Raw genomic sequence first — 14,445 nt, forward strand, 5'->3', positions numbered from 1 at the left:
TCGATCGCCCTTTCGAGATTATCAGCCCGCGAACCGTTGATTCTGTCACTGTACGCATTAGCTAGGTTATTTTGAGTTTGAGCATATTTTTCGCTGCCCGGTTCCCGATTATTTAAAACTATTTGATAACCAGTAATGGCAATTTCAAGATTATTCAATCTACTGCCAAGGGGAAATTGATAAATATGAATACTCAAATTTTCAATGAGGGCGACAATGAACTCAATTGTTTCGGGATTTTCGCCAGCTATTAAATTCTGGGCTCTTTGCTGTAAAGTCTCGGCAAAACGGGCATTGAGGAGATGTTGCCGCTCGGCCAGCATCGGGTAAATTACTTGAATATCGCTGTTTCTATCTTCTTCTGCTTGCAATAATTCTCCGATAAACTTTGCATACTCTTGGGGATTTTCACCTTCAGAGTTATCCCTATCTCCCTCATCATTCATCCCCAAGAATTGCCCTAGCTGACTGGCCAAATTCCGTAAAAAATTAGCGTGATTTTCCTGTCCTTCCTCTGCCAGGTTTTCTGCTACTACCTCGCAAACTTGCAGAAACCCCGAATCTACCAATTCTAAGTTAGCCTGTAAAATCTGCCGTTCCTCACCGTTGGGGCAAGTCAGGAGTGTCTCAATCAATTGCAGATAAGCTTGGGCGCGGGTTTCTTCCATTGTGGGGAGTTGTCAGTAACACGGATGTTTATTTACCATGATTCGTCGATGGGTGGCCAGAAACCGGATTTTTTCGAGAATATTTGATTACAGGCGAAGAGATGGGAAAAAACCCGGTTTCTAAAGATTGTGAACCGCAGATGTCGGCGGATATACGCTGATGGACGCAGATGAATTTAGTCGATAGGGGCGGGTTTATGAGTTTGTTGGTTTTCGGCAATTATTGTGAGTAAAACCCGCCCGTACAGGATAAATGGTAAAAAACCCGGTTTCTTCTAATTTTGCGCTAATTCTGGCGGCCGCCCCATCAAACCAGTCATCAAGCGCAAGGCTAAAAATCTCACTGGGGGAATTGTCCGCAAACACCACAATCCGAAGCGGCGAAATGCTATAATTGGCAGCCAAGTATTGGAAAATAATCTGTCTAGAAAATCTGTAAATCCTAACACGATTAAATTCTCTTTTTTCCGCCAGTTGTGATACCGTTGCAATACTCGCAAATCGCCGATGTCTTCGCCTTTTTGGTGCGCTTGCTGCAAGATTTGGGCGATCGCCCCAGCGTCTCGAATGCCCATATTTAATCCCTGGCCGCCCACGGGATGGCAGCAGTGGGCCGCGTCGCCAATTAGTGCTAATCTGGGCAAAACGTAGCGATCGCTCTGCATTAACTGCACCGGAAACAAAAAGCGATCGCTCTCCAATTCCAAACGCCCCAAAAGCCCGCCCGTGCGCTGTTCCAACAAAGTCAAAAACTCTCTTTCATCCATTTCTTGCAAAGCTTTTGCTTCCGCGTGGGGTGCTGTCCAAACTACTTGACAGCGGTTGCCAGGTAATGGTAAGACTCCCATCGGGCCGCTCGGCCAAAAGCGCTCAAAAGCGATATCATTGTGCGGTTTTTCTGCTTTAATAGTGATAGCAACGCAGGATTGCCAGTATTTCCAGCCGCGAGTGCTGATGTTGGCTTCGGTGCGGATGCGCGATCGCGAACCGTCGGCCGCAATTAATAATTTGGTGCGAATTGTGCGAGTTTCGCCGTTTTGTTTGACTTCTATTTCAGCGCAATGAGTTAAATATTTTACCTCGACTACTTCCGCCGGACAAACCCAACTAAAATTCGGGTTTTTTGCCAAACATTCGTGCAAAGCTGACAGCATGACTCGGTGCTCGCCAACGTAACCTAAAGCTGTTTTTGGTACGGGCAATTTGCCAGTATTTCCTAAATCCGGGCGGTGGAATTCGACGACGCCGGGATAGTCGCCATCGCAGAGGCTAATTTGCTCGAAGGTGGTGATTTGCGGCAAGATTTGCTGCCACACGCCGATACCTTCTAAGATCATTCCTGATAGCAGGGTGATTGCATAGGCTTGTTTTTTGGCTGCTGCGGCGGCGGGGAGTTGGGTTTCAATTATTGCGATTTTTAAGCCGGAATCTTTTAAGGCGCTGGCTAAGGTGGCCCCGACTATGCCCCCTCCGACGATGGCTATGTCAAAGTCGAGTGTCGGTGTTTCCGTGGAGGCTGTGGTTGGAGAAAGTTGGTTTACAGGCATTTTCAAGGGATTTTGTCAAAGTTAATTGGATTGTTACTTTTTTATTGTAAAGAATTATTTCAATTTAGGGCGATCGAGAAGAGGAGACGGGAGATGGGGAGACGGGGAGACGTTGAGAAATTTATGATTAATGACAACCATCAACGATCAACTGCCCACTATTAACTGCCAACTGCCAACAGTCAACAGTCAACAGTCAACAGTCAACAGTCTAATGACTCATGACCATTTCCTTTGTGTTTTCGGTAGCCAGCGCTGATACTTCCTGGCGAATGGGAATCTCGATGACAAACTCTGCACCTTCCCCAGGCGTGGAAATACACTGCAATTTGCCTCGGTGCTTTTCAACTATAATCTGATAGCTGATAGACAGTCCCAAGCCGGTGCCTTTGCCGACGGGTTTAGTAGTAAAAAATGGGTCGAACAACTTGCCAATAAATTCTTGATTGATTCCCATCCCGTTGTCGGCAATCCGAATTGTTACTGTTTCTGAGCTCGCACTGGTGCTAATCCGAATTCTGTTGGGCTGAGAATATATTTCTTTTGAAGAATGAGTGCTGTTGTACTCTTCGAGGGCGTCGATCGCATTTCCTAAAAGATTCATAAATACTTGATTGAGCTGACCTACATAGCACTCGACTTTTGGAAAATTGCCGTATTCTTTGATAATCTCAATAGCAGGACGAAGTACATTAGCTTTGATCCGGTGCTGCAAAATTAGCAAAGTGCTTTCGATTCCTTCGTGAATGTCTACTCGCTTCATCTGCGATTCATCCAGTCTGGAAAAGTTGCGTAAGGATACAACTAAGTCGCGGATGCGATCGGCTCCTACTTTCATTGATTCCAAAATCTTCGTAAAGTCTTCCATTAAGTAATCAACTTCAATATCTTCGGCTGCTTCTAAAATTTCCGGGACGGGATTTGGGTATTTTTCCTGGTAAAGATGGAGCAAACCAAGCAAGTCTGTGGCGTATTCCTTGGCGTGGGTAATGTTGCCGTAGATGAAGTTAATGGGATTGTTAATTTCGTGGGCGACGCCAGCGACTAGCTGCCCGAGAGAAGAGATTTTTTCGGTTTGGATTAGTTGAGTTTGTGCTTGGTGCAACTCGCGGACAGCTTTTTCGAGCTCGGCTGCTTGCGATCGATACTGTCCCTCTGACTGCTTGAGTGCTTCCAAAACTTGTACTCGATCGCTAATATCGGTGTGAGTTCCCACCCATTCGCGAATGCTGCCGTCTGCTGCCAAAACAGGAACTCCGCGCACCCAGAAGTGTCTGTAGCTACCGTCTGCAGCCCGCAAACGGTGCTCGACTTCGTAGAGACTTTTGGCTTCTACTGCCCGCATCCAAGCTTGCGCCGTGATCGGGCGATCGTCTGGGTGAATTGCCGAAACCCAATTATCTGTAGCTTCCTCCAAACTTTGACCTGTATATGCCATCCAGTCGATCGGCGCGATCGGCTTTCCCTGGGCGTCTGTCATCCATACCAGTTGCGCGGTGGCCCTTGCCAGCGATCGGTATCTTTCCTCGCTCACACGCACAAATTCTTCGGCTTGTCGGCTGGCTGTCACGTCGCGCAAAATTGCTGTGAATATGATTTCGCCTGCAACTTCGAGTTTGGAAATAGAAGCTTCGGCGGGAAATTCCGTACCATCTCGGCGGCGGGCGAAAATTTCTTTGCGGTTGCCCATTTTTCGGGCTTGTTTAACGCCGCCCCCGAAATTGCTGACGAGGTGACTGTGAGGGGCGGCAAAAGCTTCGGGCAACAGCAGGCTCAGGGATTCCCCGATCGTCTCAGCAGCCGTCCACCCGAAAATCCGTTCTGCACCTTGGTTGAACAGGATAATTTTTTGGTCAGCATCCACGGAAATAATCGCGTCGTCGGCAATTTCTACAATCCCGGCGAAACGAGCTTGAGACAGTTGCAGCGCCTGTTCAGCTTGTTTGCGATCGCTCATGTCGCGGGCGATCGTCGAAATGTATGTGAGTTTGTCGTCAGGTGCGGAGTGGGAGATGAGGACTTGGCTGACGGGAATTTCGAGTCCCGATCCTGACACGAAGGTTGTTTCTCCACTCCAAAAGCCCTCGGAAACAGCGGTGGCGATCGCTTGATTCAAAGTGCTGCGGGCTGACGCTGGCGTGAATTCTGCAACTTGTCGCTTGGATATATCTTCGTTTTCGTCTATACCCAGCATTTTTCTGCCGGCTTTGTTAATGTAAATGGCGCGTCCTTCGAGGTTGTAAGTACCTACAAAATCGGGGGTGGCTTCCAGAATTGCTGCCAAACTTCTGTTGGCGATTTCGGCTTTTTTGCTTTCAGTAATATCCCGCGCGATGGTAACTATACCGCTAATATTTCCTAGTCCGTCCCGGTAAGCACTTTTTGTAGAAAGAAATGTCCTCAAATTTCCTTTAACTGGCAGGTCTTCTTCGATCGCTTCCGTTGTTCCCGCTGCCATAATTGGGCGATCGGTTTTCCTAATATTGCCCGCAATTTCCGGCGGAAATAACTCGCTGTCATCTCTGCCGATAATGTCGTCTACAGACTTGCCAATTATACTGGCTCCCGCAGCATTTAGCATTAGGTAACTGCCCTGAATATCCTTGACAAATAGGGCTGCAGGCGTACTGTTGATGACTGCCATTAACAGGTTGTAGTTTTTTTGAAGCGCCTGCTTTGTTGTTTGAGAGTCGAAAATTTGCTGTTGCAATTGCTCGTTGGTGATTTGCAGTTGGAGAGTCCGTTTCTCAACTTGAGTTTCTAAGTCTGATTTAGCTTTCCTCAGTGCCAGTTCCGCTCGATAGCGCTTCCGGTCTGCGGTGCAGAGATTTTTTGCATTCTGCCAAATCAGAACTGTAAAAATAATCACGTTCAATACGCTTAACAGCGATATCCCTACCTCCGGCGTGTAGGCTTGTAACCGCTCTCCCAATAGGATGAAATAACCGACTAAAGGCGGGATAATGATTGCCCGTGGCAACAAGCGCCTCGCCATGATGCCGCCCGCGCGATCGCTCGTCATTACTGCGATCAATCCTCGTTCTGGACTGGCAAATAAAATGCCGAAGCTCAGCAACATAAATCCTGCGGAAGTGTGCAATGCCATGCCTGTATTATCGCCAATTCTGTAAAATAAAGCTTTGTCGTAGAAATAGCCTATCAAACCCGTAAATGCAATTAAAAATGCTGAACAGCTTAAGATTTGAATCCGCAGGTATTTAGGCCGACGTTCTGACAGCAGCAGCAGCGCTGTTCCCAGCAATAAAAAAGCGCCCGCAGTATTCGGCGCCATGCGTCCTGGTGTTCCGGTGATTGTCAATGTGTAACTTTCTTTAAATAGCAGTTGGTCGATGCCTAAGTCTAAATTAAAGCTATATTGAACTAGGGTTAATAGGCTAATTAATATAATTAAAAATGAACATCCCCAAATTAAATATTTATGATTTTTTTGATACTTTCTTGCTGTGAATTTGGTGCGCCGGATCTGTTGGATGAATAGAGAAAAGCCGCCCAAAATAAAGCAGACCGCAGTATTGGCTTTCATCGTCACAAGTCCGGGCAGAATGCTTTTTAAGAGTTGCAGATCGAAGATCCAACCCAAAATGACTGTACAGCCGATCGCCATTACTGCAATACTCGCTTTTTTGGAAAAAGACTGGACAGCAGCCATTCGGGTTGAGGGCGTTTGCAGTTGTTGTGCTCGTTCAAAAACTTCCAATTTCTCGATCCCTCTAATTATTTGATTTCTACGTATTTAAGGTAACAATAAACACTCTAGTGATATTGTTGCCCGCTATACAAAGCTGCTTAAAATTTTCTCAAAGCTGCTAATCATAAAATACAAATTATTTTATCTAACTTTAGATAGATAGTCAAATAAACGTTGAATGCTCTTATGTAGAAGGCATTCGGCAGAATTGAATAATTTTTTGTATGTAAATTTAAAAAAGAAATTCCTTGTTCCTTGTTCCTTGTCCCTTGGATCTCGGAAATTGGCGCCCGATTCATCGGCAAGACCGAGTGTTTTTACTCAGTACATCGAGGGATAATGGTAGCGGATGAATCACTCTGCAACAAGATCACTCGCATTGTAAACCGGGTGCTGCGGGTGTGGGAAATGCGATCGGCAAAAAAGTTACGCTAAACAGTTCTTTAAAAGACTTGACAATATACACTAAATTGCTTATTTTTTTACTAAAAAACTATTACTACAATCCTCAATCTTATACCAATTATTAAAAGTAGCAGAACCCGGTAAGGACACGGCATTGCCGTGTCCCTACAGACGGTCGCATACAATCGTGTTCGGTTTTGTTCATCAACTAATGACAACAGTCAACAGTCAACAGTCAACTGACAACAGTCAACAGTCAACTGACAACAGTCAACAGTCAACAGTCAACAGTCAACTGTCAACAGTCAACTGTCAACTAACTCCCAAGTTTTGAAGTGCTTCCAAAGCTTCGGTTGCTGAGGGGTAACGCTGGGGGAAAGCGTACAGCACCATTTGGTCTAAAACGCGAGCCAACTCCGGGGTGACAGTTGCATTTTTCTGCCAGATGAGATTCCCTAAATTATCAACTCTGAGTTGTTTCGGCCGCATCCCTGTCAAGGCTTGAATCCCGATAATCCCGACAGCATAGATGTCGCTGCAAAATTTCGGTGAGCCGATGGCTTGTTCGGGAGGAATATAATCTTGCTGAGTACCGCCGCGCGAGATCGTTTGGCCAGTGCTATTGTGCGAGGTGTTGATTTCTTTAACTGCGCCAAAGTCAATTAATACAATCTTGCCATCTGATGTCCGCCGGATTAAGTTTTGAGGGTGAACGTCGCGGTGAATTACATCTTGTTTGTGAACAAAAACAAGCACTTCCAAGATATCTTTCAACAAAGCGATAACCTGATGTTCTTCCCAGGGTTGACCTTCGATTATTTCTTGATACAGCGGTTGCCCTTCGATGAATTGATAGACTAAATAAAAATATCCATCTTCTTCAAAGCGAGCTAACAATTCTGGTATCCGATCGTGTTGACCCAATCGATATAAAACCCGCGTTTCTCGATCGAATAGGTGGCTGCTTCTCTCAGACTGGCTTTTCAGGCGCTTGACGAGACATAAAGGTCGATCGGGCAAATTTTCATCTTCAGCCAGATAGGTATCGCTGTACTCAGTGCTGACCAAATGTTCTCTGATTCGGTAACGCATCCGCAGCAGCTTTTGCAACATGGGATCGACAGAATTAGCTGGTTGTGCGCCTTTTTGTACAGATCTCATGATGCAGTCCCAAAGATTTGCTCCGACTACTCTTTCTTCTTGTCCAATAATTTCTGCTTGCTTCAGTACCTTGGTGAGGTCTTTCCACAAGTTGTAGCCGACATAGCGCCCCAGGTAGCACACTGTGTACCCGCGGGCGATCGGATCGTTTTGCTGAATTTCTTTGTACGTCAAACCCCCTAAAACGCCTCGAATTATAGACTGTTGCAACCGACTCAGGTGTTCTCCTGTTTGTTGGTATACGAAATTCTCTAAGAAATTAATGGCTTCTTCTAGTGTCATAGCTTCATGTGTTAAGTTACTTGTAGACGCTCTGCACATCTTTTTTGCTAAAATAGCCAATTGCCAGGGATGATGTATAGCTTTCCACTCACCAATTATCCAGTACCCATTGCGTTGCAATCTGGCAACAAAACACCCCTATATTTGTGTTATATATGATTTAACTTAACTTTAATATCTTGTCTCGTTCTCGAAATATATTTTTACAAATATGACTTTTATGACTTTAAGTTATAAATTTTATGAATTGACTTTATAAAAAGTTTGGGTTATTCTGAAAAATCAAAGTTTCAATCAGGGAGTAGATCTATGATGCTTTTAAAAATATAGCATTTATAACCGCCCCGCTTAATTGGGGAAAATACATCTGAAAGCGTTACTTGGTCGATCGCCAATGCAACGCCAGGAATTCCAACACTATCTTAGGGTTTGTGGAATATCTAACGCCGGCTCAATTTCCAAGCCGCAGTATATCCGTTCAGGAATTTTCATCATTTTTCATAGGTGTGTAGTGAGGGCGCAGAGTCTTCTTCAATGGAGATTAAGGACTAAACTCCTTACTACAAACAACGTCACCTTTCTGGAAATTTACAAACTTTTTAACTTATGTCAGGCATCAACACGAATCCTACCAATACCGATCGCCTTTTTTTCAGTCAACAGCCAAATGCTCTCGCCACATCAGCATTTTCAGTTAACAACGACTTGCTCAACGGAGCGATCGCTCCATCCAATGTTTCTAGTTATAGTGCTGAATCTAGCTTGACTAAGCTCACAGCATTCAGCACCGACCCACAGACACAAACTGCGGATTTTATTGGAGCTGATGCCAGGGCTGCCTTCAGTCACTCTGTGAGCGATGCTCAAATCAAACCGCAGTCACAGTCAGCGATCGCAAACATAGAAGATCCGCTAACGGGAACGAGATATTCCTCTCAGTTGAATTTCTCCGATTCAGATAACTCTCTTTTGACAGCTCGTAATGTTGTTGGCATTCAGAACGGTAGCATCAGCTTAACTGAGTTCGTGGGGACAGGCGATCCCGATGATTTCTACCGATTCGATATCAACACTAATAGCAATTTTAGCCTGCGTCTCGACGGTTTGACGGCGGATGCTGACGTAGACCTAATTCAAGATATAAACAGCAACGGTGTAGTGGATGATGGTGAATTAATTGGCTACTCTCAAGAGAGTGGCACCACCCCGGATGTGATTAATTTATCCAATCTGGCTCCAGGGACATACTATGTCCAAGTCTCTAGCTACTCAGGCAACTTTACCAATTACAACCTGACTATTTCTGCAACACCTGTGCCTGTATTGCCTGATATTCCTACACCTAACGGTGCTTTTAATCGCAATTACGGCTACGGTTTAGTGAATGCAAATGCAGCAGTTACCCGCACCCTGAACCGCTCAACTCTCTTCCCTGATGTTCCTAATTTGGGCGAGAATAATTGGGGGCGAGACGCGATAAATGCGCCTGAAGTGTGGGATCAGAACATTACAGGAAATGGGATGGTTGTAGCTGTCATCGATACTGGTGTTGACTACAACCATCCCGACTTGGATAATAATATTTGGCAGAACGCTGATGAAATTGCGGCAAATGGCATCGATGACGATCGCAACGGATTTATTGATGATATTCGGGGTTGGGATTTTCTGTATAACGACAACTACCCAATGGATCTGGATCTCAATGGTCACGGGACTCACATAGCAGGTGCGATCGCGGCGGAACGAAATGATTTTGGTATCACAGGAGTTGCGCCCAATGCTAAGATTATGCCTGTCAGAGTGTTAGACACCTTTGGCTACGCCGAGTGGAGTAATCTTGCTGCTGGAATCCGGTATGCTACTGATAATGGAGCAAATGTAATTAACGTCAGTATTGGAAATGAGTTTTACCCTTCCAACCTGGTGAATGACGCAATTGAGTATGCAAATAACAAAGGCTCTGTTGTGGTGATAGCAGCGGGAAATTCGGGTTTTAGCCAGCCTGATTATCCTGCTCGTAATGCCGATCGCAGGGGAATTGCCGTGGGCAGTATTGATATAAACGGCAGGATGGCTGACACCTCGAACCGTGCGGGTTCCACACCTTTGGAGTACGTAGTTGCTCCTGGAGTAGAAATCTATTCTACAACTCCCTATAGCGCCTATGACACCCTAACTGGCACGTCTTTTGCAACGCCACACGTAGCGGGTGTAGCGGCTTTAGTTTTGAATGCTAATCCGACTTTAACTCCGGCTCAAGTAGAATACATTTTGACGACAACAGCTAATCGGAATGGGGTGACTGTATAGCATCCATCGGGTAAATGAGACAGGGGTTTAAACCCCTGTCGTGGCACTACTACAACTTGGGAAAAATGAATCCGCCCTGCTTAATTCTTAATCTTGCTCACGTACCCCCACAAACTGTAATCGCGACTCAGCCAACCCCGGAAAAAAGCCATCTGAGTCGGATCTTCTTGCACCCGTTTGTAGCGGTAAATAATTCGTTCATTAATCATTTGCAGCGCGGTATTTCTGTTATTTGCTCCTTTTAGCGCTTGCTTGGTGCGGGCATCAAAAACTCCCGTTTGGGGCAATCCTAATGCTTGCTGGAGAAAGGTAATAGAGTTATTAATACCGAAATTAACGGCGGTGTCAAACATGACGATCGCCAAAGCCGGCTGCATCGTGCCCGAGAGGCTCGAATCCCAGTAATATTTATAAATTTCTAGGAGCTCTGCTTCCGACATCTGCGTCACGTCGAGGGGCGGAAGCCCACGACTGTAGCGGTAGGCGTTGTATTCCGTTTGCAAGACGCCCCGATAAGTTCTGCCGCCCTTATCGGCTGGGTGATTGCTGAATCCACCCTCAAAATATAGGGTGAAATAAAGAGCAGTTTGAAATAATTTTTGCGTAAAGCTGGCTGTCTGCTGCTGCTGTGCGAAAGTCTTTTGGGCAAAGGGTAAGGGGATTGCTAAGGTTAACAAGAGTATCCCCAGCAGGAGGTTTGGTTTCCACTTGATGTTATGTTGGCGCTGTGTCGCTTGCTTGTCGCTCATAAATTCTCTGTGACGATCGCCCGTAGTTCCGCTAAAACTGCTACTCTGCAAAATAATATAGATTCAACCTTTAACTTGATAGCACAGATAGGCCGCCAAATGAATTCCGATTTTCGCAACCAATCCGAAACACCCCAATTTGAAGATGCTGCATCGCTGACAGTTGTTGCAGAAACATATTACTCTCAAGGCAATTTAGCAGCAGCCGTCGCTGCTTGTCGCCGAGCTCTGGAATTGCAACCGGATTGGGCGGCGGCTTACGTGACAATGGGCAATGTGCAGCAAGCAAGCGGCCAAATTGAGGAAGCGATGCGGTTTTATTCCGAGGCGATCGCTCTGAATCCCGATTTTGCTGAGGCTTATGCTAATTTGGGCAGTATGCTCTACAAACAAGGGCATTTGGTGGAGGCGGTTGTCAATTACGAAAAGGCGATCGAACTTAAACCGAATTTGGCTGCTGCTTACTGGAATTTGGCAGGGGCACTGAAGCAGCAGGGGCAGCAGGATGCAGCGGTAGCATACGAGCAAAAAGCTCTCGAACTCAATCCCCACCTTGCTCAGGTAGATTTTCACTTAAATTTAGGAGATCAATTAGCGCAGCAAGGGAAGTTAGATGAGGCGGTGGCTGCATGGAAGCAGGCGATCGCATTCAAACCCGATTTAGCCGAAGCATACTGTCAAATTGGCCTAGTTTTGCGCTACCAGGGTCAATTTAAAGACGCAATACCCAACCTTCAAAAAGCCCTAGAAATTAAACCGGATTTTATTTCTGCCCACCAACATTTGTGCGGCATCCTCAGAGATACTAGCGATTTAGCTGCCGCGCGGCAAGCCGTGCACCAATACAGCCAAATGTGTGCCGAAACAGATCCAATTATGACCGCGATTTACTTCATCAGCACCTATCAAGTGTCGGGATTAAATCAAATTGCGATCGATCAATTTTTAGAGCTAGAGTCATACTTGCAGCACAACTTAGAAACCGCTAGCCCGGTGGAAATTAAATCGCTTTATGCAAACTTGTTATTCAGCACACCCTATTTGCGAGATGACTTGGCGGCCAACTCAAAACTTTACAGATTAATTGCCCAAAAGTATATCGACCAATGTATTAAACCTAATTTTTCTCAACCCGCAAATTACAATTTCAAACCAACTGCCCCATCCAGCAAGTTAAAAATCGGCTTTTTGTCCAATCACTTCAGTCGCCATTCTGTAGGTTGGTGCAGCGCTGACATCATTCGCGAATTGTCCGACATCACACCGAATGTGTATTTGTACGCTTCAGAAAGAATTATTCCTGACGATCGCACTCAGCAATTTGAAAGTTTGGGCAAACTGACTTTTCCGACAACCTACCCCAACGGACTTGCCAATTCTGCCGAAATTATAGACCAAATTCAGCAAGATGAATTGGACATTTTAGTTGATTTAGATTCTCTCAGCGTACCCGTTAACGCTGACATTCTCTACCAAAAACCCGCACCAGTTTGTGTTTCTTGGCTCGGATTTGATGCGCCTTACATATCCCCAGAAAATTACTTTCTTACAGACTGGCACTCGCACCCAGCAGACAGGGAAAAATATTATGACGAGCAGCTAATTAGGATGCCGGATTCCTTTGTAGCGGTGTCCGGTTTTCAGAGATATGGAGTCGATCCGGTTGCATTGAGAAGGTCGCATCGGATCGGCTTGGATCAGATTGTTTACCTGTGCGTCGCTCCCGGCAGAAAATTCAATAGCGAGTTGGTAAAAGCACAAATTTCGATTCTCAAACAAGTGCCTAACAGTATTTTGATTCACAAAGCTTTAGGCGATGCTGCAGTGTTTGAGGCTGCATATCACCAAGCTTGCGAAGCTGAGAAAGTGAGCAAGCACCGAATTAAGTTTTTGCCGAGGTTTGCTACTGAGGAAGAACACAGAATTATCTATTTGCTGGCCGATGTGTTGTTAGATTCTTATCCTTACAACGGAGGGACTCACACTTTAGAGGCTTTGTGGTTTAATTTGCCGGTGGTGACTCGCACAGGAGAGCAATTTTTGTCTAGAATGGGTTATTCGTTTTTGCAGACTTTTGGAATTGAAACAGGCGTGGCTTTGTCTTGGTCGGAATATGTGGAAGTGGGTGTAAAATTTGGTAAAGAACGTGAATTGAGAAATGCAATTAAATCACAGTTGGTGAAATCTAAAGATCCAGCCAATTTGTCGCCGCTGTGGAATCCGAAAAAGTTTGCTGGTGATATGTATGCGGTCTTGGAAAAATTATGTAAGATAGGATAAATGCTGGCTAGTGACTGCTGACTAATGACTAATGACTAATGACTAATGACTAATGACTGCTGACTAATGACTAATGACTAATGAGTGCTGACTAATGACTAATGACTACTGACTACTGACTACTGACTAATGACTTCAACACTTCCAACTATTAAGTTTTTAAAACAGCCGACTTCGGAAGCTTGGATAGAACAGGCGATCGCCCATTTGGATACAATCTTATTAGACCATTCTCATTGCGAGCGGAAAGCGGCGGGAGTAGCGTTAAATTTAATGTTTCGCTACCCAGCCCGGGAAAAATTGGTGAGGATGCTAACGGCGATCGCCCGCGAAGAATTAGAGCATTTCGAGCAAGTCAACCAGCGGCTAGAAAAGCGCGGCATTGCTTTAGGCCCTTTGGCTGCACCTCCCTATGGTGCTGGTTTGTCCGCCCAAATTCGCAAGCAGGAACCGGAGAGACTTTTGGATTCTTTGTTGGTTTCTGGTTTGATAGAAGCGCGCAGTCACGAACGGTTGGGGCTGCTGGGCGATCGCTGTCCCGACGCGGAATTAGCTAAGTTTTATCGCAGTTTGATGGCTTCGGAAGCGCGCCATTACGGTGTATATTGGATTTTGGCAACAACTTATTTCGATCGGGATATTGTGATGCAGAGGTTGGAGGAATTATCATTAGTAGAAAGCGAGTTGCTGGCAATTATTCATCCCGAACCGAGAATTCACAGTTAAAATTGAGGTGCATTTAAAGATTATTGTAAAATACAAAAAATAACTCATTTTACAGTTTCTCAAGTCAAAAAATAAATATACGTTGCAATAACCAATGAAAACCAAACATCTGGATTTTTTAATTCGTTCCTGGGAAACCCGCGATCGCGCTGAGGCGTTCTATTTAATTAGGGATGTTTTAGCAGAGTACGGTTTAAAATGCGAACCTCACGGGGCAGATCGAGATGTTTATGATGTAGAACTACATTATCATAATCAAGGTGGCGAATTTTGGGTAGTTGAACGGCAGGATAAAATAGTCGGTACGGCGGCTTACTATCCGATTGAGCGCGGAAATAATGCTGTGGAAATTCGCAAAATGTATATTTTGCCAGCAGCAAGGGGACAAGGTTTGGGGAAATTTTTACTGCAAGAATTGGAAAGTAAAATTATCGCTCGTGGCTTTGAGGAAATCTGGATTGAAACTGCTAGCATTCTCAAAGAAGCTGTAAAAATGTACGAAAATAGCGGATATCTACCGACAACTGGTGTGGAGACGCCAAGGTGCGATCGGGTTTACGTAAAATATATAGATACAAAAAAACTATAATTACTCAAAATTACAC

At 45.2% G+C, this 14,445-nt stretch carries 8 protein-coding genes and 1 pseudogene; 4 read left to right on the forward strand and 5 right to left on the reverse strand.

The window, feature by feature from the left end; translation table 11 throughout:
• The 4 genes and pseudogenes from QUB37_RS08100 to QUB37_RS08115 form a co-directional block, all read right to left on the reverse strand.
• Positions 1–668: pseudogene (locus QUB37_RS08100) on the reverse strand (CHAT domain-containing protein); the annotation flags it as partial.
• A 275-nt stretch (positions 669–943) separates the two neighbouring features.
• Positions 944–2,215 (reverse strand): FAD-dependent hydroxylase, encoded by a 1,272-nt coding sequence (locus QUB37_RS08105; protein ID WP_333160764.1) that lies wholly within the window; start codon positions 2,213–2,215, stop codon positions 944–946.
• A 211-nt stretch (positions 2,216–2,426) separates the two neighbouring features.
• Entirely contained in the window at positions 2,427–5,933 is a 3,507-nt protein-coding gene (locus QUB37_RS08110) for a PAS domain S-box protein (protein WP_333160766.1), read from the reverse strand.
• A 708-nt stretch (positions 5,934–6,641) separates the two neighbouring features.
• The gene (locus tag QUB37_RS08115; protein WP_333160768.1) at positions 6,642–7,772 is read right to left on the reverse strand and encodes a serine/threonine-protein kinase; all 1,131 of its coding nucleotides are present in this window, start codon (positions 7,770–7,772) and stop codon (positions 6,642–6,644) included.
• A 606-nt stretch (positions 7,773–8,378) separates the two neighbouring features.
• Between QUB37_RS08115 and QUB37_RS08120 the strand changes: the two genes are divergently transcribed.
• Complete coding sequence (locus tag QUB37_RS08120; protein WP_333160770.1) at positions 8,379–10,085, forward strand: S8 family serine peptidase; 1,707 nt, start codon at positions 8,379–8,381, stop codon at positions 10,083–10,085.
• Between the two features lie 80 nt (positions 10,086–10,165).
• Here QUB37_RS08120 and QUB37_RS08125 read toward each other — a convergent pair whose 3' ends face one another.
• Positions 10,166–10,834: a glycosyl hydrolase 108 family protein gene (locus QUB37_RS08125; protein ID WP_333160772.1), complete on the reverse strand. Its 669-nt coding sequence runs from the start codon at positions 10,832–10,834 to the stop codon at positions 10,166–10,168.
• Between the two features lie 99 nt (positions 10,835–10,933).
• Here QUB37_RS08125 and QUB37_RS08130 point away from each other — a divergent pair, with 99 nt between their 5' ends.
• The 3 genes from QUB37_RS08130 to QUB37_RS08140 all read left to right on the forward strand — a co-directional run bounded on the left by QUB37_RS08130 (position 10,934) and on the right by QUB37_RS08140 (position 14,429).
• On the forward strand, positions 10,934–13,114 hold the full coding sequence (locus QUB37_RS08130) for a tetratricopeptide repeat protein (RefSeq protein WP_333160774.1): 2,181 nt from the start codon (positions 10,934–10,936) through the stop codon (positions 13,112–13,114).
• A gap of 129 nt (positions 13,115–13,243) precedes the next feature.
• Positions 13,244–13,840 carry a tRNA isopentenyl-2-thiomethyl-A-37 hydroxylase MiaE gene (locus QUB37_RS08135; RefSeq protein ID WP_333160776.1) on the forward strand — a complete coding sequence of 199 codons (597 nt, stop codon included), beginning with the start codon at positions 13,244–13,246 and terminating at the stop codon, positions 13,838–13,840.
• A 94-nt stretch (positions 13,841–13,934) separates the two neighbouring features.
• Entirely contained in the window at positions 13,935–14,429 is a 495-nt protein-coding gene (locus QUB37_RS08140) for a GNAT family N-acetyltransferase (RefSeq protein WP_333160778.1), read from the forward strand.
• Positions 14,430–14,445 lie beyond the last annotated feature (16 nt).

It is taken from the genome of Microcoleus sp. AT3-A2, assembly GCF_036705685.1.
GTDB lineage: Bacteria > Cyanobacteriota > Cyanobacteriia > Cyanobacteriales > Microcoleaceae > Microcoleus.

What these genes read in the sequence shown, in the direction of transcription:
- QUB37_RS08140 (WP_333160778.1), top strand. Translation starts at nt 13,935, where the DNA reads ATGAAAACCAAACATCTGGATTTTTTAATTCGTTCCTGGGAAACCCGC.
- QUB37_RS08130 (WP_333160774.1), top strand. Translation starts at nt 10,934, where the DNA reads ATGAATTCCGATTTTCGCAACCAATCCGAAACACCCCAATTTGAAGAT.
- QUB37_RS08105 (WP_333160764.1), bottom strand. Translation starts at nt 2,215, where the DNA reads ATGCCTGTAAACCAACTTTCTCCAACCACAGCCTCCACGGAAACACCG.
- QUB37_RS08135 (WP_333160776.1), top strand. Translation starts at nt 13,244, where the DNA reads ATGACTTCAACACTTCCAACTATTAAGTTTTTAAAACAGCCGACTTCG.
- QUB37_RS08115 (WP_333160768.1), bottom strand. Translation starts at nt 7,772, where the DNA reads ATGACACTAGAAGAAGCCATTAATTTCTTAGAGAATTTCGTATACCAA.
- QUB37_RS08120 (WP_333160770.1), top strand. Translation starts at nt 8,379, where the DNA reads ATGTCAGGCATCAACACGAATCCTACCAATACCGATCGCCTTTTTTTC.
- QUB37_RS08125 (WP_333160772.1), bottom strand. Translation starts at nt 10,834, where the DNA reads ATGAGCGACAAGCAAGCGACACAGCGCCAACATAACATCAAGTGGAAA.